Raw genomic sequence first — 17,642 nt, 5'->3', positions numbered from 1 at the left:
CTCATTCAGTCTCGTCCGTCGCAGGCTTTTTTGCCTCGTTTTTGCGCCGCGCCTTGGCGGCGACGTACATGTTGTCGACCAGGTTGGGATAGCGCCGACCCGCCGCTTCGGCGCGGGCCCGGGCCTCTTCCACCTGGGCCGGGGTGAGCGTGAGGCCACCGCCGCGCCGCGTTGGCGCAGGACGCTGCCACGGGCCTGGCTTGCGCGTCGCCATCGATCAGACCGCCGCGGTCACCACGATCTCGATCAGCCATCCGGCGCGCGCCAGATTCGCCTGCACCGTCGCGCGCGGCGGCGCGTTGCCTTCCGGCACCCACGCATCCCACACGCGGTTCATCGCTTCGAAATCGTGCAGGTCCTTGATGAAGATCTCCGCGCGCAGGATCTTCGCCTTGTCGCTGCCGGCGCGCGCGAGCAGCGCGTCGATCTCGGCGAGCACCTGCTCGGTCTGCCCGGCGATGCCTTGGGTCGCGTCTTCCGCCACCTGCCCCGCCAGGTAGATCACGCCGTTGTGGATGGCCATTTCGGAGAGGCGCGCGCCTACGTCGAATCGCTGGATCATGGATCGGTCTCCTGTGTGATGCCCGCAGCTTAGCGCCGCGCCCCCGTCATCGCACGGGTGCTGGCGCGCCAGAGCCATGTGCCTGCAAGCAACATCGCTGCGACGATCGATGCGATCAGCAGCTTCTGCACCCAACCCTTCCCGGCCGGGGCCCACAGCGCATGGACCCATAGCAGCACGAAGCACGCGAGCGACCACGCCGCCGCGAGCGGAAAATGTGATCGCCACGCCGCGTCCAGCCGGAACCGCCACGCTTGCAGCAACATGCCCGCGGTGACACAGAGGAAGGCCGTGATCGCGCAGATGTGGTGGAACCAACGGTGGAACTCCGGCGCGAACATCGGCAGCCAGGAATCGCCCACGGCCACGCCGGCCAGGGCGGCCGCACCGAGGCAGAACAGCAGCACAGGAGCCCCGCTCCGCGCCTGCGGCGCCAACTGCGCACGCAGGCCCATCGCCAGCAGGACGATGGTGGCCGCCAGCAGGCAATAAGCGATACGCAGCAGCAGGCCGTAGGGCCCGCTCAGGTATTGGCTCAGCGTGGCCTGGGGCCAGGACAGGTCGTGGCGAACGATCTGCAGCGCACCCGCGACCAGCAGGAACAGGACCGCCCCGACGATCGCCGACCCGGCCGCCAGGCGGATCGCCGGGAGCGGGCGAACGGAAGCGCGCGGCGTGGCATCGGGCATGGCGGGGTCTCAGCGAACGTGGCACCGATTATCGGTCAGCGCTCAAGTTCGCCTGGGCCAGGCCGCTGTCGTGGGCAGAAGTCCGTGACGTGCCCGTCGTCACGGTTTGACCTACACTCCACCCTCCCCGCGGGGCACCCGGGGGACTGGCCGCCACGAGCGAGGGGACTCCACGCGCCAATGCCGTTCGACGTATCGCCATCCGACGCCCATCCGGTGCGCCACCACGCCCAGCGCCTGCCACGCCGGATCTACCGGCTGCGCATGCTGGGCATGGGCCTGGCCGCCCTGCCGGTAGGCGCGGTGCTGCTGGAGAACGGCGCCGGTTGGGGCGCTTGGGCCTGGCTGGGCTTCACCGCACTTCTTTGGCCGCAACTGGCGTATTGGCTCGCCCTGCGCCATCGCGAACCCTTCCGCGGCGAGATCCGCAACCTGCTCATCGATTCGACCCTGGCCGGCATGTGGGTGCCGCTGATGGCGTTCAACCTGCTGCCCAGCGTGCTGCTGGTGACCTTGGCCACGGTGGACAAGATCAGCACCGGCATCGATCGCCTGTGGTACTGGTCGTTGCCGCTGATGCTGGCCGGCGCGCTGCTGGCAGGCGCGCTCACCGGCTTCGAGCTGAGCCCCGTCACCAGCATGCCGGTGATGCTGGCCTGCCTGCCGATGCTGCTGATCCATTCGATCGCCGTCAGCCAGGCCAGCTACCGGCTGGTCCGCAAGGTCAAGCGGCAGAACCGCATGCTGGACGAACTCAGCCGTCGCGACACCCTCACCGGCCTGGACAGTCGCCGCTACTGGCAGGACCAGGCGGCGCTGCTGCTCGCGCAGTGCGCCGAAACCGGTGAACCGGCCACGCTGATGATGATCGACATCGATCACTTCAAGACCATCAACGACCGCCACGGGCATGCCGCGGGCGACGACATGCTGCGCGCGGTCGCCGGCGTGATCGGCCACAGCATCCGCACCCTGGACTGCGCCGGGCGCCTGGGTGGCGACGAGTTCGCCGTGCTCCTGCGCGGCAGCGATCTGGTCGCCGCCGAGAAGGTCGCACGACGCATCCGAGAAGGCGTGGAAGCGCTGCGCCTGGACAGCGCGCCGGGCCTGCAGCCCACCGTCAGCCTCGGTCTGGCGCGCGCGGACGCCTCGTCTGCAGGTCTGCGCGCGTGGCTGGAAGCCGCTGACCGTGCGCTCTACCGCGCCAAGAGCAACGGCCGCAACCAGTGGGCGGTGCACGAAGGGTTGCAGACGGCCACCGTCACGCCCTGACGCATCGCCAGGGCGTCTCTTCCTTCGGGTTTGTACGGACCGCCTCCCGGGCGGTCCGCGATCAGGCGCCGATGTGGTGTTCGGCGCGGCCTTCGCGCGAAGGCAGTTCCAGCACGTTGCTGCCGGCGTCGCGCGCGTGTTCGTGCGCGGGTTCGTAGACGCAGACGCGATTGCGGCCCTGGTGCTTGGCGCGGTAAAGCTGCTTGTCGGCGTGCGAGAGCAGTTTGGCCAGGCTGTAGCCGGACTGCATGCTGGAGGTCACGCCGAAGCTGCCCGTGATGGCGAAGACATGGCCGGTATCGCGGGTGTCGATCTGCGCCAGGCGCACACGGCAGTCCTCGGCCACGCGGGCGGCGGCACGCAGATCGCAGCCGTACATCAGGATGGCGAATTCTTCGCCACCGAGGCGGCCGATCACGTCGATGCGACGGCAGAAGCCCTTGCTGGCCTCGGACACTTCCTTCAACGCCCAGTCGCCGGTGCCGTGGCCGAAACGGTCGTTGATGTTCTTGAAGTGGTCCAGGTCGAACATGATCAGCGCGGCCTGCTCGCCGTTGCGGGCGCATTCGGCCAGCGCGCGCTCGGCGCGGATGGTGAAGTGGTGGCGGTTGCAGATGCCGGTCAGGGCATCGGTCTCGGCCATCTTCTTCAGCGACAGCTGCACGCGCTTGATCTTGAAGGCCCAGTAGCCGATGGAGGCCACCAGCACGATCAGCAGGATCACGATGAGCCGGGTGTTCTGCGCCGCCTGCTGGTCGACCTGGCGTTGCAGCTGCAACACCTGGTTCTCCTGATCCAGCATGCTGATCTGCTGCGTCTTCTGCAGGATCTGCTGGCGGACGATCTGGTAGGCGAGCTGGCGCGTCTTCACGTCATTGAGGTACGCCTTGTCGGCCTCGGCGTACTGCTGGTAGCGCAGGAGGGCGACTTCGGCGTGGCCCTGCTTGTTAGCGATCTCGTACAGCGACTTGTAGGCCACGACCAACGGCAGCGAGGTCATGCCCATGCCCCGCTTCACGGCCTCGTCCGCGTGCGTCTGCGCGGTACGCATGTCGCCGAGTTTCAGGTACATGCTGGCCAGCATCGCGTGGTATTCGCTGATGACCAGCGGATAGCCTGTCGCGGTGACGGTCGGCAGGTAGCGCTCGAGCAGTTCGATCGCCTGATCGATCTTGCCGTCGTCCACCCACTTGCGCGCCAGATAGGTCCGCGTGAGTCCGCCGAGGATGGGCTCCTTCTGCTCCTCGCAGAACTTGATGGTCCGGAAGATCATCTCCTCCGAAGGCGCCTGCTTCAGGCCCAGCGCCGCTTCGGCGACGAGGTTGCCGGCCGCGCACTGGTTGCGTCCCTCAGGAGTGTCCGCCAGCACCTGGCGGGCGTATTGCTGGCCGAGCGCATACTCGCCGACCTGGTTGTACAGCAGGCCCGCGACCAGCAAGCCGCGATGGCGTACGTCCTTCTTCTCGACCTTGGTGGCGAGCGGCAGGATTTCGTTGAGGGTCGTCAGGCCCTGTTCGAACTTGCGTGTCAGCGCGTAGGTGTTCACGAGCAGCGAACCGGTCCAGAACAACATCTCCGGATCCTTGGTTTCCTGCTGGATCTGCCGGAGCTCGCGGATCGCGGGTTCCGACTTCCCCTTCATCAGGAAGCCGTGCGCCCGCAGCAGCCTCAGCTTGAGGCGCTGCTCGGGCGTCGCTTCCTCGACGCGCTTCTCGAGGCGTTCCAGCACGTCGTAGAACTTCGCAGGCTGGGACGTCTTGATCGCCTCAGCCTGCTTGATCAACGCATCGATGTCCGATGAAACCTGAGCCTGTGCCGGCCATGCGCATATGCATGCCATGACGGCGGCGGCCCACAAGGCGTGTCCTTTCCCGAGTTTCATGTCCTTCTCCTGACCGACCGATGCAACCGGAGCGAAACGCTTCCGGAGGCTACTCCTTTTCGCCGGGCTCTTCGTCTCCACCCGTCTGCTCGTCCGCTTGTTCCTGCGCTTCGTCTTCCTTGCCCTCGTCCGGCGCGAGGATCATGCAGAACATCGCCGGGCGACCATCCAGCAGCCTGGCGAGCGCATCGGCGTCCCGGCCGAGCAAGGCGGCACGCTGGGCAGGCTCCACCTCGAGTGCAGCTACCGCGGCCGCGTAATCCGCCGCTCCACGCAGCGAGGCGGATGCCCCCATGGATTCCAGAAATCGAATTGCATTGGACACGCCATTTCCCCAAATGAAAGTATGAATACGAACTTCCGGTTGCCCGTCGGCGCCCGCGGCTCTCCGCAGGGACAACCCCCCAGCGCGACAATACTCACTTTTCCATGCCCGTGCCATGACCGGGCATGGCCGCTCAGCCCCCCATCAGGCGGAGCTGTTCGAGGATGCGTTCGTTGCGCCGCATGGGCGCGGCGGGCGGAATCACCAGGGTGGTCGCGGTCGTCAACGCCGCCACGGGCAGCTGGTCCAGGGGGAACCGCTCGATCCGCGGCGAGGCGATCGGCAGGGTGGCGGCCTCGTAGGCGATCACTTCGTGGGACGGCGGGTAGTCCGCAAGCAGAAGCTCCACCAGCAAGCCCTTCATCCCTGCCGCGGTCGACAGGCGCCCGGTGGTGAGGTCCCCCGCCACCCCGATCTGCCACAGGATCAGGTAGGCGGAAGGATCCACGCGCCGCAGGTAGAACATGAACTGGCTGGCCTCGAAATGCTGGCAGCCCACCGCCCCGGGATCGATGCCCAGGTCCGCGTAAAGGCAGTCTTCCGCGGATACCGCGGCCTCCATCGACGCCACGTAGCCCTCTGTGCGTGCCTGCGCCACGGCGGCATGCGGCACCTGGGCAAAGACACCCGGGTGGCCGTAGAACGCGCCGCAGACGCGACGTCCGCGGCGAACTTCCACCATCATCGCCTCCACCATTTCGCGGTAGGTGTCGCGGCGGGGCTTGCCTTCGCGATACAGCGGCTGGAGGCTCCTGACATCCGGGTTCATGCCCTGGACCCACAACTCCACGATCGGGTCGGACATGGCGCTGAACACGATGTCGGCCTGTTCGATGTGGCTGCGTGCACGCGGGGCGAGATGCGCGCCCAGCGTCATCCCCACGCCTACGCAGACGAGCGTGCCGTCGAGCGGTTTCGAATCGCCCGCCGCGCTCACGCCGACACCCGCCCGGTCGCGTCTTCGCGCACGCGCCAGGCCTCGCACGTCATCTCCCAGCCCCGGAAAGCGCTGCCGCCCGGCACCTCCTGCATCTCGCGGAACCCGAGCCGGCGCATGACGCCTGCCCCCGCATCGTTGGCCCGCACATGCCGGCTGAAGGTGCGCGTCCAGCCGGAATGATCGAACAGGTATCCGGAAAGGAACCCGATGGTCTCCTGCGCCACCTTGCGACCCTGCCAGGCGTCGATCACCATCACCCCGATCTCCGCCGCCGCGGCATGCGGGATCAACGCCAGCAATCCGACGGGCGTCGGACCCGCGGCGCCGTCCTCGACCACCCAGCAGCAGGCGCGATGGAGATCGCCGCGCCTGTTCGACTGCAGGAACGCGCGGAACGCGTCCTCCGCCGCCGCCTGCGTCATCGGCTCCCCGACGAACCGCATGAGCGCTTCGTCCGTATAGATCGACGCGTAGAACGCCTGGTCCCGGCGTTCCAGCGGCCGCAGGCGGAAACGGGACGTCATGAGCACCGGCAACGCCTTGCCGACACCCTCATTGGCACTCGTGTATTTCAACCTGCGATTCCCCTGTGGAAAGCGACGCTGCCCGCGTCGCGGATGAGACGTTCAGCGCACCTGTCCCCTCGCCCACCGCACGATCGCGTCCGCCGCCATCGCGCCGCTCTGCCGGGCGATCTCGCGCCCGCCCTGCAGCAACACCATCGTCGGGATGCTGCGGATGCCGAAGCGGTTGCCCAGGCCCGGGCAGGCCTCCGTATCGACCTTGGCCAGGCGCATCGCGGGCTCGAGCACGCCGGCCGCCTGCTGGAAATGCGGGGCCATCTGCAGGCAGGGCCCGCACCAGGGTGCCCAGAAGTCCACCAGCAGCGGCAACGTGCTGCGCAGCGCGTGACGATCGAACTCGGCTTCGCCCAGCGCCAACGGCAACCCGGTGAACAAGGGATGGTGGCAGCGCCCGCAGCCGGGCGCCTCCGCCAGCCGTGCCGGCGGCACACGGTTCATCGCCGCACAGTGCGGGCAGGCGATCAGGTGGGCATCGGCGTTCATGCGGGCATCCTACCGCCCGTCGCCGAAGCGCGGAACCGCGCGTCCGCCCCCGGGCGCCCGATCGTGCCGCACTGCGATGCGCGACTACACTCGGCGCACGCGACGCGTCCCGATGCGGGACCCGGAGGTGGGCGATGTGGACGAAATGGCTCGGCACCCTGCTGCTGGCGTCGTCGGTCGTGTCGGCGTTCGCCCAGCCCGCTCCGCCCCCTGCGCCCGCCGACGTGCTGGCCGTGCCGGAGCCCCTGCGCCAACAGTTCCGTGAGCAGGTCCTCGCCCATGCCCGCCTGCCGAGCGCGCGCCTCGAGCGGATGGTCGATTTCCTGTTCAGCCCGCAAGGGCTGGGCATGCGCTACGAACCCGACGCCAACCACACCGTGGCCGAGGCCTATGCCACGCGCCAGGCCAACTGCATGAGCTTCACCCTGCTGACGGTGGCGCTGGCGCGCGAGGCGGGCCTGGAGGCCTACGCCCAGCAGGTCGACGAAACCCTGGCCTGGCGCCAGGACCGCAACACGCTCTACCGCACCCAGCACGTCAATGCCGGCGTGCGCATCCGCGAACGGCGTTTCACCGTCGACGTGGCCTGGGACGAAGTCATCACCCGCGAACCGCCTGAGCGCATCCGCGACGAGCGTTTGATCGCGCATTACTACAACAACCGCGCGGCCGAACTGCTCGAACAGGGCGCCGTGGAAGACGCGCGCCGTCATGCCGAGATCGCGCTGGATCTCGATCCCGGCTATGCCACCAGTTGGAGCAATACCGGCGTCATCTATCTGCGCGGCGGCGACGCCGCACGCGCCAAACAGGCGTACCAGCACGCGCTCGACCTCGACCACGACAACCCCGGCGCACTGTTCAACCTGGTGACCTTCTACCAGCGCGCCGGCGACAGGGAGGCCGCCCGCCCGCTGCAGAAGCGGCTGGACGCCGTGCAGGCCCGCGACCCGTTCCATCATTTCCTGCTGGCCGCGGGCTTCGAGCGTGACGGCGACCTCGCGCAGGCGGCCGAGCACTACCGCAAGGCGATCCAGTTGTACGACGGGGAACACCGGTTCCATTTCGGCCTGGCGCGCGTGTATTTCCTGCAGGGCGACACCCGGCGTGCCGGCAAGGCGCTGGCCCATGCGCGCGAACTCAGTGAAGGCGATACCCGGGCGCTCTACCAGGCCAAGCTGGACACGCTCCGCCGGCAGGGCCACTGAGCCGGCTCAGCCGAGCGGCCATTCCCCGAGCAGGCCGTAGTCGGCCTCGCCTTCGACGCTCTGCAGCAGGTGGACCGCCTGCGGGTGCAGCACCACCGGCTGTACATCCACCGGCGCGGTGCGCGGCGGGACATAGGCCAGCGTCAGGTGCGGGACGAAACTGCGGCCGACATGCTGCTTGAAGCCCGCGCGCAGCAGCCGCTGTTGCAGGCTGCGCCAGAACGCCACGACGGCGGGCGACGGATGCAGCGCCGCGAGGGTCAGTGCGGGGTTCTTGGGGTTTCCCAGGCACAGCAGGTGGTCGAGGGTGATGCCGACCGGTTCCGGTTGCCAGTCGCGCATCGCCTCGTGCGCGGAGGCCACCATGTCGTCACGGGGCCCGTCGCTCTCGCCGAGGAAATGCAGGGTCAGGTGGTAGCGCTCGGGCCGTACCCAACGCGCTTGCGGGAATGCCGCCTTGAGGTCCTCGGCCCGGTGCCGCAACGCCTCGCACTCGCCCGGCGACGGCACGAGGGCGATGAACAGCCGGTGCAGGCGCCCCGGTTGCGGGCCGCCGAACAGATCGCCTTGCTGGGACGGTGCGGGTGTGGCGGGCATGACGCGAACGGCATGGGACGATGACGATGCCCGGCATCATCGGCGCGATGGCGGCGACGTGCAACCCGCGACGGAAGGCGGGACGATCCGTCCCGCCCTCGTCAGCTCACCGGATCACCAGATCCGCACGCGCTCCTGCGGCGCGATGTACAGCGGGTCGCCCTGCTTGACGCCGAACGCGTCGTACCAGGCATCGATATTGCGCAGCGGGGCGAAGGAGCGGATGTGGCCCGGCGAATGCGTGCCGTTGACCAACTGCTGGCGCAGCGCATCGTCGCGCCACAGGGTGCGCCAGATCTGGCCCCAGCCCATGAAGAAGCGCTGGTCGCCGGTGAAGCCATCGATCACCGGTGCCGGCTTGCCGGCCAGCGAGCGGTGGTAGGCCTCGAGCGCGATCGTCAGGCCACCCAGGTCGCCGATGTTCTCGCCCATCGCCACGCGCCCGTTGATGTGCATGCCGGGGAGTTGCGGGAACGCGTACGCCTCGTACTGCGCGCCGAGCCTGGCGGCCTGCACTTCGAACTTGGCCGCGTCCTCGGCCGTCCACCAGTCGCGCAGCACGCCCTGGCCGTCGGACTTGCGGCCTTGGTCGTCGAAGCCGTGGATGATCTCGTGGCCGATCACGCCGCCGATGCCGCCGTAGTTCACTGCGGGGTCGGCGTCCGGATCGAAGAACGGCGGCTGCAGGATGGCCGCGGGGAAGACGATCTCGTTCTTCACCGAGTTGTAGTACGCGTTGACGGTCTGCGGCGTCATCCCCCACTCGCCCTTGTCCACGGCCTGGCCGATGCGTGCGCGGCGGTAGTCCCACTCGAACCGGGCGGCGCGCTGCGCGTTGCCGAACAGGTCGCCGTTCTTCACCACCAGCGCGCTGTAGTCGCGGTACTTCTCCGGGTGGCCGATCTTCAGGCCGAAGCCGGCGAGCTTGGCGTGTGCCTCCTTCTTAGTCGCCGGGCTCATCCAGGCCAGCGTGTCCAGGCGCGCGCCCATGGCCGCCTTCACGTTGGCGACCAGCGCATCCATCTTGGCCTTGGCATCCGGCGGGAAGTACAGCGCCACGTAGTCGCGGCCGATCGCCTCGCCCATCGCCGATTCGGCGAACGACACGCCGCGCTTCCAGCGCTCGCGCTGCTGCGGCTGGCCGGACAGGAACTTGTCGCGGAATTCGTACTGCGCCACCGAGAAGTCCTTCGACAGCAGCGGCGCCGCGTTGTCGGTCGCGTGGAAGGCCTGCCAGGCCTGCAGCGTGGCGACATCGGTGTCGGCGAAGATGGCGGCGATCTTCGGAATCGCGGAATCCTGGCGGATCACCGCAAGGCCCGCGCCGTCGACGCCGGCGGCCTTGAAGAAGTCCGCCCACGGGAATCCGGGCGACGTCGTCGCGAAGTCGGTCATCGCCAGCGGGTTGTAGGTCTTGTCGCGGTTGCGGCTTTCGGCGCGCGTCCAGTGCGTGTCGGCGATGCGCGTCTCCAGCGCGAGGATCGCCTTCGCGTTCTCCTGCGGCTTCTCCCAACCGGCCAGCTGCAGCATCTGCGCGATATAGGCCTCGTAGCGCTCGCGCTGCGGCTTGAAGGTGTCGCGCAGGTACATTTCGCGGTCGCCCAGGCCCAAGCCGCCCTGGCTCAGATAGAGCGTGTAGCGGTCCGGATCCTTCTGGTCGTCGCTGACGCCCAGGTTGAAGAAGCTGTCGTAGAAGCCGCCACGCTGGCCCATCAGCATCGCCACGGCGCGCTTTTCCTTTGCCGCGCGGATGCCATCCAGCACCGGTTGCAGCGGCTTGGCGCCGAGCGCATCGACGGTCGCCTCATCCATGAAGCCCCTGTAAAGGGCTGCGATCTTGGCCGCATCGCCGCCGGTGGCGGGATCGCCCAGCGCATAACCTTCCACCAGCACGCGCAGGCGCGCTTCCGACAGGTCGCGCAGGATCGCGAAGCCGCCATAGCTGGAGCGGTCGGCCGGGATCTGCGTGGTGTCGGCCCAGGTGCCGCTGACGTAACGGAAGAAGTCGCTGCCGGGTTTCGCGTTGCGGTCCATGCCGGCGGTGTCGAGGCCCCATGCACCGAAGCGGCGGGCGGCGATCGCCGAACCCGCGGAGCCCGTATCGCCGGCCTCGGCGAACAACGCCTGCACGGTGCAGCCATCGTCCAGGCAGCCGGTGTCGGTGTCGTGCGCAGCCAGCGGACCGGCCAGGGTGAGGGCCAGCAACGTCGCGCTGGACAGCAGGGTCTTCTTCAAAACGGAACTCCGGAACGGTCGCGCATGCGCGCGGGCCCGACAGGGTACCGGCTGCGTCCGATGGAAGACCGTGCCAGAGGTTGGCCGAGGCGATGTCAGCCCGGCAGGCGTTTCTCGAACCAGTGATCCGCGTACGGATTGTCGTTGTACGCGGGAATGTCCTGATAGCCGTTGCGCGCATACAACGCCCGCGCCTCCACCAGCGTGCGGTTGGTATCCAGCCTGACGCGCACGAGCGCCCGCGACTGCGCGTGAACTTCCAGCGCATCGAGCAGGCGCTGCGCGACACCCAGGCCACGCGCGTCGGGCGCCACCCACATGCGCTTGATCTCGCCCGTCCCCTCACCCGTCACTTTCAGCCCGCCGCATCCGATCGCCGCGCCATCCAGCCAGGCGAGCAGGAACACGCCCTGCGGCGGCACGAGCTCCTGCGGGTTGGCCGAGACGCTGCGCGCGGCGTCGAAGCCCGTCTCGAAGCGGGCATCGAGTTCGTCGAGGTACGCCCCGATGCAGGCCTGTGCCTCCGCACTGGCGGGATCCGCGACGCTGATCTCCACCGCCGAGGCGCGCAGCAACGCCTCCACCTCGTCCATCGCCGCCAGCATCCGCATGCGCTGGCGTTCGGACAACGGCGCGAGCAATGCATCGGCGAGCGCTTGCGAATCGCGGTCCAGGGCCTCGACCTCGCGCCGGCCTTTTGCCGTCAGCACGACACGGCGCGCACGCGCATCGGCGGGCGAGGCCTGCACGCGGATCAGGCCCTGCGCCTCCAATGCGCGCAGCAACCGGCTCGCGTAGCCCGAATCCAGGGCCAGGCGCGCGCGCAGGTCGCGCACGTCCGCGCCATCTCGCCCGACCTCGAACAGCAGCCGTGATTCGGCCAACGGGCGCCCATGCCCTAGGTAGTCCTCGTTGAGCACGCCGATCCGGCGGGTGACCGTCCGGTTGAAGCGGCGCAGGCGCTGGGTATCGTCCATTGCCTGACTTTAGTCAGACAAATATCCCGGGTCAATCCGGAAGGCCTTCGGTCAGCCCGTTTCCAGACCGACGGCATCGCGTTCGCCCGAACTCAGCGGATACGCCGTGCGCAACGTCTGTCCCGACGGATTGAAGAACAGGGAGGGAGGCTGGCGACGGAGCTTCGCGCCCAGGATGCCGGTGGCGATCCTCGCGCCCCCCAGTACAAAGGCGACGGGCGTGCCGCTGACGTCGCCGAGGGCGGAATCGGTGTTGAGCACCACACGCCCTGCCGGCCCGAACGAGGCATCCACCTCCGCCGCCGGCGCCAGGCAGGCCGTCACCATCCCGACGTAGGCGGTGCGGCCGTCGTGCGGCGTGTTGCCCAACGGCGTGCGGCAGCATTCCGCATACCAGCGGTACAGTCCGCCCTTGCGCAGGCACAGACCGGCGATGTGCTCCTCGCCTGCGGTGAAACGCACCGCGAGCGGATTCATCGCCACGATGTCGGTTCCGCCGTGGGCATCCATCAGGCCCGGCTGGCCCAGATGGCGTGCATAGGCCTGGCAGTCACGGCAGTAGCACGTCGCGCGCACATAGGCGCGATCGGTGACGACGATTCCCTTCACCTGTCCGCAACGGCAACGCAATGCCAGCGTCATCGGTACACCTCGCGTGATCCCTGACGCAGCAGGAATACCCCACCGGATATGAGCGTGACGTCAATCCAGCGCGTGTTGCCTGACTGGAATGCAACCGCGCGATCAGGCGGCGTCGGCGATCCGGGCGGCCGCCATCGCGGCGGTCGCGTGTGGCGCCGCCACGGCCAGGGCACGGCCCAGGCCGCTCATGCCGGCGGTGTCGTCGAGCGCCTGGTCGTCCAGGCCCTGCAACAGGCGTTCGGACAGGCCCCACTCGCGCGCGACGGCGCGGCCCAGCCGCGGCGAAGCGTCCTGCAGCAGCCGTGCGGCGACGCCGGCATCCGGTATGCCATCCTGTTGTGCGCAGGCATCGCGAAGCGCCTGTGCGACGAGGATGGCGCCGAGGCCCTGCAGCAGCGCGAGCATCTGGGCGGCAAACGCGTCTTCGCGTTCCACCGTCTTGGCGAACTGTGCGGCGGCCAGCGCCGTACGCTGCGTGTGGTCCCAGATCAGGTCGGGCAGCGCGCCCAGTGCGCCGCCTTCCATCCGCATCACCGGTTGCATGACCGCCATCGCCACCAGGTGGCGCAGGCCCTCGGTGCCGACCAGCGCCACGGCGCGATCCAGGTTCTCGATGGGCGCTGGCTGGGTGCGGTAGAGCGCGCTGTTGGCGAGCCGGAGCAGGTGGGCGGCCAGCGCCGGATCGCGCGCGATCACACCCGCGATCTCACGGCCCGAGGCATCGTCGTCGTTGAGCGTGCTGAGCAGCTGCGGCAACAGTTGTGGTCTGCGTGGCAGCCGTTGTGGCGCATCCGCGAAGCGGGCCAGCGCCTGTTCCGCCGCCAACCGCAGCGGCACGCTGGCCTCCGGCGACAGCGGCGCAGCCTGGCCCTCGTAGGCCACGTCCAGCAGCGAGGTCGCCCAGTCGCGGTCGAGCGCGGGTGGCGGGGTGCCTGTCGACGCGGTTGACGGCGGGATCGTCGAAACCACGCGCGGCGCGACGGCCGGCGTACGCCCACGTTGCCACCACGATGTCAGTGCCCCCAGCAGTGCCACGCGCGTCCCCCGACGTACCCGTCGAGACGGTAGCGGCAGGTGGCCGGGGAACTTGAGGGCGATCTACTCCGCGGAATAGATCGTCGCCTGACGCAGGGCCAGCTTCCAGCCGCCGCTTTCGTCGGTCCAGATTTCGGTGGTCCGGCGCTTGACCTGCTTGCCGGCGAACTTCGCCTTGCCGACCGGCGTCAGGTGCTCTTCGCCCATCAGCACCACATCGTGCTCGCCCCGCGTGGCCGCGTACTCGATCACCCGCTCCAGCGAGGTGTAGTCGATCAGGCCGGTCGCGAAGTTGGCCACGGCATCCGGCTTGCGGGCGATGCGATTGAACGGATTGTTGACCACCGCATCCTCGGTGAAGGTGTCGGCGAACACCTGCGCGTCGTGCGCGAGGATGGCGCGGTCGAAGCGCATCGCCGCCTCGATGGCGGCTGCGATGCGCGGCTGCCGGGCGGCTTCGGCGACCTCCGGCGTCGCGGCCTTCCAGCCGGCCTGCGCAGGCCAGGCGATGAGCAGGGACAGCACGACGGATACGACGACAGTCGGGCGCATGCGCAGGTTCCTTCGATGGACATGGCGACGACCGCCATCCGATCCAACGCCACGCGAAGACGCCGCAGGCCACGCCGGACGGCGATCAACGCAGCGTGGAGCCGCCCTTGCCCTGCCACGCCAGCAACGCCGGCAGGATGTGCTCCGCGCTGAGCGGCGCCACGGTCACGGCATACGGTCCCGCAGGATCGACCCATGCCAGTGCTTCGATCTCGGCCTGCGGCGCGGGCGTGCCGTGCACGGCGCACCGGTACGCATGGGCTCGCACGCGCAAGCCGGGCTCGTTGACGGCATCGGCCTCGAACTCGCCCAGCCACACGGCCGAAGCGTGGTCGAGCTGCACGCCGAGTTCCTCGTCCAGTTCGCGCGCCAGCGCGGAGAGCGGCTCTTCGCCCGGCTCGGTCTTGCCGCCGGGCTGGATGAAGATGGCCGACGCACGCTTGCGCACCAGCAGCACCTCGCCCTGCGGGTTGAGGATGACGGCGGCGACGGTGTGGAGCGTACCCATGCTGACCTGCGGCAGAGAAGGCGTGGAGAAGACGTCAGCGCAGCTGGCTGTCCTTGCTGCCGCGGCGGTTGAACATGCCGGCGGACTGCTCATCGTGGTCGGCGGCTTCCTGGCAGATCACGCACAGGCGCACGCCCGGCACGGCCTTCTGCCGCGCGAGCGGGATCGGCTTGTCGCACTCCTCGCAGTGGGTGAGGCTCGGCCCCTTCGGCAACGCACGCCGCGCCCGCTCGATGCCGTCTTTCACGGTCGCATCGATCTGGTCCTGCACCGCGCCATCGCCCGCCCATCCGGTCGCCATGACCTGCTCCCATCCGTCACTGTCCCGGCAGCGTACACCCGGCCACCTGACTCCCGCCCGGCCCTCAGTTCGACCAGATCGGCCCGGCGAGGTACATGCGGTCTTCGCCGTCCTTGGCGTTGGGATCGGCGCAGGCGCCCTGCTTGATGTTGGTGCAGGTGAGCACGCGCCACCGTACGACAGGCTTCGTTCCCGGCGGCTTGGCCAGCACGGCCGGGGTGGTGCGATAGGTCTCGCCGACCTTCAACGGATCGACAGGCGTGCCGCGCAGGCAGGAGGCAGGCGTCGGCTGCCACCAGCACTGCTGTGGCCCCTTGCCCTGGGCGCCCCACACCGAGACCGACTTGTGCAGGCAATAGCCGTAGCCGGCGCCCGCGGGCTTGTTCGCCTGGCAAAACGCGCCCGCATCGCAGGCCAGCGGCGCCGCATTCTGGAATACCAGGCAGCCCCCGCCGGTGTTGAGGTCGGTGCCTTGCCAACGCCGCTCGAACTTGAAGGTGCCGACGATGTTGGCCTGCGGCTTCGATTCCACCGCACGCGGCACCACCTGGAACTTGCAGCCGGCGAGCACGCCGACCGCCACGATGATCCCTGCACACAAGACGTGACGCATGAGCCGTTCCTCCGCAGCGAAGTCGTTCACAGGGACAAGACGGCGCCGCCCCGGTCCCGCGGCCACGCAAAGCGGACCGTTCGCGACGTTCACGCGTGTAGCAGACGAACGGCGGACCGCATTCCAGGGCGTTCGTCGCGCCCTCCCCCGCTTCGTCGCATCGGCGTGCCGGTTCGCCCGGCCGAATGCCAGAGTCGAATGACCCTTCCTTCGTACGCCATCGCATGCCCGCTGCCGTCGACGCATCCGGCTCGTCCCGAACGCATCCCGCACGCCGCGCAGGCTGCCTGGGCGCCGGCACGGTCCGTCGACTCGCCAACGGCGTCCAGATCGCCCGGCTGACACCCACCGTGCCGGCACGTGCATTGGCCCGGCACACGCATGACGACGCGCATCTGGTGCTGCTGCTCAGCGGGCGCTATCTGACATCGGCCGCAGGAGGCCCGCCCGAATGCACGGCGGGCACGTTGATCTACACGCCACCTGCCACGACACACCGCGATCGCTTCCATGATCTGGACGGCGAATTCATGACGATCGCCCTGCCCGCCACGCTGCAGGCAAGGCTGCGCGGCGGCCTCGATCACGGGGCGCTGCGCGCGGGGCGGCGCGCGCAGGCGTTTGCGCATGGGCTGGCGCAGGCCTGCGCGGACTGGCAGGGCGATGACGGCGTGTTGGCGGAAACCCTGTTCGACGAAATGCTCGATGCCATCGCCGTGCCCGAACCCGCCGCCCGTGGCTGGCCCGCCTGGCTCGCGCGCGCCGAGGCCTGGCTGCACGACCACGCCGACTCCGCTGCCGACACTCCGTCGCTGGCACATGCGTGCGATGTGCATCCGGTGCATCTGGCGCGGGTGTTCCGGCGCCGCCACGGATGCACCCCTACCGAGTACTCGCGCCGCCTGCGCCTGGCGCGGGCGGCGGCGATGCTGCGTCACGGTCCGGCCACCGTCGCGTCGATCGCCGTGGCGTGCGGCTTCGCCGACCAGGCGCACTTCCATCGTCTGTTCGTGCGCGCCTATGGCATGCCACCCACCGCGTTCCGCTCGGCTGTCTGAATGACCCGTGTTGCCCACGTGCAAGCCATCGTGCCCCACCGCCGGCATCGTGGCGCCCTCTCCCCACACCGGACCTTCCCGATGCAGCGCCTGATCACGCCCTGGTTGTTGTCGTTCGCCTTTTTCGCCGCAGCCGCGCACGCCACGGACTTGCCGCAAGGACGTCCCGTCGACGTGGGCCTGGATGCGTCCGCGCTCGCCGAGATGGAGCGCGCCATCGGCGCCGGCGATTTCAAGAAGGTCACCAGCGTGCTGATCGCCCGCGACGGCACGCTGGTGTACGAGCGCTATTTCGACGAGGGCGGGCGCGAAGCACGGCGCAACACCCGCTCGGCCACCAAGACGGTGGCCGGCATGCTCGCCGGCATCGCCATCGACCAGGGGAAGCTGGCAGGCGCACAGGCCCGGATCCTGCCACTGCTGCGGCGACCGCCGCCGGCGCTGCCCGACCCACGCAAGGACGCCATCACCGTCGAAGACCTGATGACGATGTCCTCAGCCTTGGAATGCGACGACTGGAACACCTGGTCGCGCGGCAACGAAGAACGCATGTACCTGATCGAGGATTGGGTGGGCTTCTACCTCGACCTGCCGATCCAGGGCTACCCCGCGTGGACGACGCGCCCTGAGGACGCGCCGTACGGCCGCAGCTTCCGCTACTGCACGGCCGGTGTGGCCACGCTGGGCGCCGTGATCCAGGCCGCGACCGGCGAGCCACTGCCCGCGTTCGCGCAACGCACGCTGTTCGAGCCGCTCGGCATCCAGGCGCCGGAATGGCAGTTCTCGCCGCAGGGCTTGGCGCAGGCCGGCGGTGGACTGGGACTGCGCAGCCGCGACCTGCTCGCGCTGGGCGAGCTCTACCGGCAGGGTGGCCGCTGGAACGGCAAGCAGATCGTGCCGGCGGCGTGGGTCGCCGCATCGCTCCGTCCGCACGCCCGCATCGAGGATGGCATCGACTACGGCTACCTGTGGTGGCTGCACCACGAGACCAGCGGAACCCGCACGTTCGACTCGTACGGCATGAACGGCACCGGCGGCAACACGGTGCGGGTGTTCCCGGAGCAGAAACTGGTGGTCGTCATCACGACCACCAACTACCAGGTGCAGAACGCGCCGCGACTGACGTTCCGCCTGATCACCGAGAAGCTGCTGCCGGCCGTCAGGTGAACGGCCAGTGGC

The 17,642-nt window shown here is 69.0% G+C and carries 21 protein-coding genes; 4 read left to right on the top strand and 17 right to left on the bottom strand.

Features of this window, described 5'->3' with window-relative positions:
- Position 1 precedes the first annotated feature (1 nt).
- From BLT45_RS09080 to BLT45_RS09070, 3 genes are read right to left on the bottom strand one after another with little or no spacing between them, the layout of a single operon-like run.
- Complete coding sequence (locus BLT45_RS09080) at positions 2-214, bottom strand: hypothetical protein (RefSeq protein WP_139187972.1); 213 nt, start codon at positions 212-214, stop codon at positions 2-4.
- Between the two features lie 3 nt (positions 215-217).
- On the bottom strand, positions 218-562 hold the full coding sequence (locus tag BLT45_RS09075) for a RidA family protein (protein WP_093297678.1): 345 nt from the start codon (positions 560-562) through the stop codon (positions 218-220).
- 29 nt (positions 563-591) lie between these two features.
- A complete protein-coding gene (locus tag BLT45_RS09070; RefSeq protein WP_093297675.1) occupies positions 592-1,251 on the bottom strand; it encodes a DUF998 domain-containing protein in 660 nt (219 codons plus the stop codon).
- A gap of 180 nt (positions 1,252-1,431) precedes the next feature.
- Between BLT45_RS09070 and BLT45_RS09065 the strand changes: the two genes are divergently transcribed.
- Entirely contained in the window at positions 1,432-2,523 is a 1,092-nt protein-coding gene (locus BLT45_RS09065; RefSeq protein WP_093297672.1) for a diguanylate cyclase, read from the top strand.
- A 61-nt stretch (positions 2,524-2,584) separates the two neighbouring features.
- Here BLT45_RS09065 and BLT45_RS09060 read toward each other — a convergent pair whose 3' ends face one another.
- The 5 genes from BLT45_RS09060 to trxC all read right to left on the bottom strand — a co-directional run bounded on the left by BLT45_RS09060 (position 2,585) and on the right by trxC (position 6,737).
- Positions 2,585-4,405: a tetratricopeptide repeat-containing diguanylate cyclase gene (locus BLT45_RS09060; RefSeq protein WP_093297669.1), complete on the bottom strand. Its 1,821-nt coding sequence runs from the start codon at positions 4,403-4,405 to the stop codon at positions 2,585-2,587.
- Between the two features lie 49 nt (positions 4,406-4,454).
- Positions 4,455-4,730: a hypothetical protein gene (locus BLT45_RS09055; RefSeq protein ID WP_139187971.1), complete on the bottom strand. Its 276-nt coding sequence runs from the start codon at positions 4,728-4,730 to the stop codon at positions 4,455-4,457.
- A 133-nt stretch (positions 4,731-4,863) separates the two neighbouring features.
- Complete coding sequence (locus BLT45_RS09050; RefSeq protein WP_256385816.1) at positions 4,864-5,667, bottom strand: SAM-dependent methyltransferase; 804 nt, start codon at positions 5,665-5,667, stop codon at positions 4,864-4,866.
- A complete protein-coding gene (locus BLT45_RS09045; protein ID WP_139187970.1) occupies positions 5,664-6,245 on the bottom strand; it encodes a GNAT family N-acetyltransferase in 582 nt (193 codons plus the stop codon). Before BLT45_RS09045 ends, BLT45_RS09050 begins: the two co-directional genes overlap by 4 nt.
- A gap of 51 nt (positions 6,246-6,296) precedes the next feature.
- Positions 6,297-6,737, bottom strand: coding sequence for a thioredoxin TrxC (gene trxC, locus BLT45_RS09040; RefSeq protein WP_093297662.1), 441 nt, complete (start codon positions 6,735-6,737; stop codon positions 6,297-6,299).
- Between the two features lie 134 nt (positions 6,738-6,871).
- Between trxC and BLT45_RS09035 the strand changes: the two genes are divergently transcribed.
- A complete protein-coding gene (locus tag BLT45_RS09035; RefSeq protein WP_093297660.1) occupies positions 6,872-7,945 on the top strand; it encodes a tetratricopeptide repeat protein in 1,074 nt (357 codons plus the stop codon).
- A 6-nt stretch (positions 7,946-7,951) separates the two neighbouring features.
- Here the strand turns inward: BLT45_RS09035 and thpR are convergent, their stop codons facing one another.
- From thpR to BLT45_RS08990, 9 genes are all read right to left on the bottom strand, one after another.
- The gene (gene thpR / locus BLT45_RS09030) at positions 7,952-8,542 is read right to left on the bottom strand and encodes an RNA 2',3'-cyclic phosphodiesterase (protein ID WP_093297658.1); all 591 of its coding nucleotides are present in this window, start codon (positions 8,540-8,542) and stop codon (positions 7,952-7,954) included.
- A gap of 114 nt (positions 8,543-8,656) precedes the next feature.
- The gene (locus BLT45_RS09025) at positions 8,657-10,777 is read right to left on the bottom strand and encodes a M13 family metallopeptidase (protein ID WP_093297656.1); all 2,121 of its coding nucleotides are present in this window, start codon (positions 10,775-10,777) and stop codon (positions 8,657-8,659) included.
- Positions 10,778-10,872: 95 nt separating this feature from the next.
- Positions 10,873-11,754, bottom strand: a complete 882-nt coding sequence (locus BLT45_RS09020) for a bifunctional helix-turn-helix transcriptional regulator/GNAT family N-acetyltransferase (protein ID WP_093297654.1) — start codon at positions 11,752-11,754, stop codon at positions 10,873-10,875.
- Positions 11,755-11,805: 51 nt separating this feature from the next.
- The gene (locus BLT45_RS09015) at positions 11,806-12,396 is read right to left on the bottom strand and encodes a DUF6151 family protein (RefSeq protein WP_093297652.1); all 591 of its coding nucleotides are present in this window, start codon (positions 12,394-12,396) and stop codon (positions 11,806-11,808) included.
- Between the two features lie 102 nt (positions 12,397-12,498).
- On the bottom strand, positions 12,499-13,431 hold the full coding sequence (locus BLT45_RS09010) for an HDOD domain-containing protein (protein WP_254771818.1): 933 nt from the start codon (positions 13,429-13,431) through the stop codon (positions 12,499-12,501).
- A 63-nt stretch (positions 13,432-13,494) separates the two neighbouring features.
- Positions 13,495-13,983: a nuclear transport factor 2 family protein gene (locus tag BLT45_RS09005; protein WP_093297650.1), complete on the bottom strand. Its 489-nt coding sequence runs from the start codon at positions 13,981-13,983 to the stop codon at positions 13,495-13,497.
- A gap of 85 nt (positions 13,984-14,068) precedes the next feature.
- Positions 14,069-14,491, bottom strand: a complete 423-nt coding sequence (locus BLT45_RS09000; protein ID WP_093297648.1) for an NUDIX hydrolase — start codon at positions 14,489-14,491, stop codon at positions 14,069-14,071.
- Between the two features lie 34 nt (positions 14,492-14,525).
- Entirely contained in the window at positions 14,526-14,792 is a 267-nt protein-coding gene (locus tag BLT45_RS08995) for a DksA/TraR family C4-type zinc finger protein (RefSeq protein WP_093297646.1), read from the bottom strand.
- Positions 14,793-14,856: 64 nt separating this feature from the next.
- Positions 14,857-15,405 (bottom strand): hypothetical protein, encoded by a 549-nt coding sequence (locus BLT45_RS08990; RefSeq protein WP_093297644.1) that lies wholly within the window; start codon positions 15,403-15,405, stop codon positions 14,857-14,859.
- 185 nt (positions 15,406-15,590) lie between these two features.
- Between BLT45_RS08990 and BLT45_RS08985 the strand changes: the two genes are divergently transcribed.
- On the top strand, positions 15,591-16,463 hold the full coding sequence (locus BLT45_RS08985; protein ID WP_093297641.1) for a helix-turn-helix domain-containing protein: 873 nt from the start codon (positions 15,591-15,593) through the stop codon (positions 16,461-16,463).
- A gap of 81 nt (positions 16,464-16,544) precedes the next feature.
- Positions 16,545-17,630, top strand: coding sequence for a serine hydrolase domain-containing protein (locus tag BLT45_RS08980; protein WP_093297638.1), 1,086 nt, complete (start codon positions 16,545-16,547; stop codon positions 17,628-17,630).
- The last annotated feature ends 12 nt before the right edge of the window (positions 17,631-17,642 follow it).

Source organism: Pseudoxanthomonas sp. CF385 (assembly GCF_900104255.1).
Taxonomy (GTDB): Bacteria; Pseudomonadota; Gammaproteobacteria; order Xanthomonadales; family Xanthomonadaceae; genus Pseudoxanthomonas_A.
Note: the sequence above shows the minus strand (reverse complement) of the source record. Positions and strands in the feature narration are given on the sequence as shown.

Coding starts and splice junctions, on each gene's coding strand:
- BLT45_RS09080 (WP_139187972.1), bottom strand. CDS start 214: ATGGCGACGCGCAAGCCAGGCCCGTGGCAGCGTCCTGCGCCAACGCGG.
- BLT45_RS09075 (WP_093297678.1), bottom strand. CDS start 562: ATGATCCAGCGATTCGACGTAGGCGCGCGCCTCTCCGAAATGGCCATC.
- BLT45_RS09070 (WP_093297675.1), bottom strand. CDS start 1,251: ATGCCCGATGCCACGCCGCGCGCTTCCGTTCGCCCGCTCCCGGCGATC.
- BLT45_RS09065 (WP_093297672.1), top strand. CDS start 1,432: ATGCCGTTCGACGTATCGCCATCCGACGCCCATCCGGTGCGCCACCAC.
- BLT45_RS09060 (WP_093297669.1), bottom strand. CDS start 4,405: ATGAAACTCGGGAAAGGACACGCCTTGTGGGCCGCCGCCGTCATGGCA.
- trxC (WP_093297662.1), bottom strand. CDS start 6,737: ATGAACGCCGATGCCCACCTGATCGCCTGCCCGCACTGTGCGGCGATG.
- BLT45_RS09035 (WP_093297660.1), top strand. CDS start 6,872: ATGTGGACGAAATGGCTCGGCACCCTGCTGCTGGCGTCGTCGGTCGTG.
- thpR (WP_093297658.1), bottom strand. CDS start 8,542: ATGCCCGCCACACCCGCACCGTCCCAGCAAGGCGATCTGTTCGGCGGC.
- BLT45_RS09020 (WP_093297654.1), bottom strand. CDS start 11,754: ATGGACGATACCCAGCGCCTGCGCCGCTTCAACCGGACGGTCACCCGC.
- BLT45_RS09015 (WP_093297652.1), bottom strand. CDS start 12,396: ATGACGCTGGCATTGCGTTGCCGTTGCGGACAGGTGAAGGGAATCGTC.
- BLT45_RS09005 (WP_093297650.1), bottom strand. CDS start 13,983: ATGCGCCCGACTGTCGTCGTATCCGTCGTGCTGTCCCTGCTCATCGCC.
- BLT45_RS09000 (WP_093297648.1), bottom strand. CDS start 14,491: ATGGGTACGCTCCACACCGTCGCCGCCGTCATCCTCAACCCGCAGGGC.
- BLT45_RS08995 (WP_093297646.1), bottom strand. CDS start 14,792: ATGGCGACCGGATGGGCGGGCGATGGCGCGGTGCAGGACCAGATCGAT.
- BLT45_RS08990 (WP_093297644.1), bottom strand. CDS start 15,405: ATGCGTCACGTCTTGTGTGCAGGGATCATCGTGGCGGTCGGCGTGCTC.
- BLT45_RS08985 (WP_093297641.1), top strand. CDS start 15,591: ATGCCAGAGTCGAATGACCCTTCCTTCGTACGCCATCGCATGCCCGCT.
- BLT45_RS08980 (WP_093297638.1), top strand. CDS start 16,545: ATGCAGCGCCTGATCACGCCCTGGTTGTTGTCGTTCGCCTTTTTCGCC.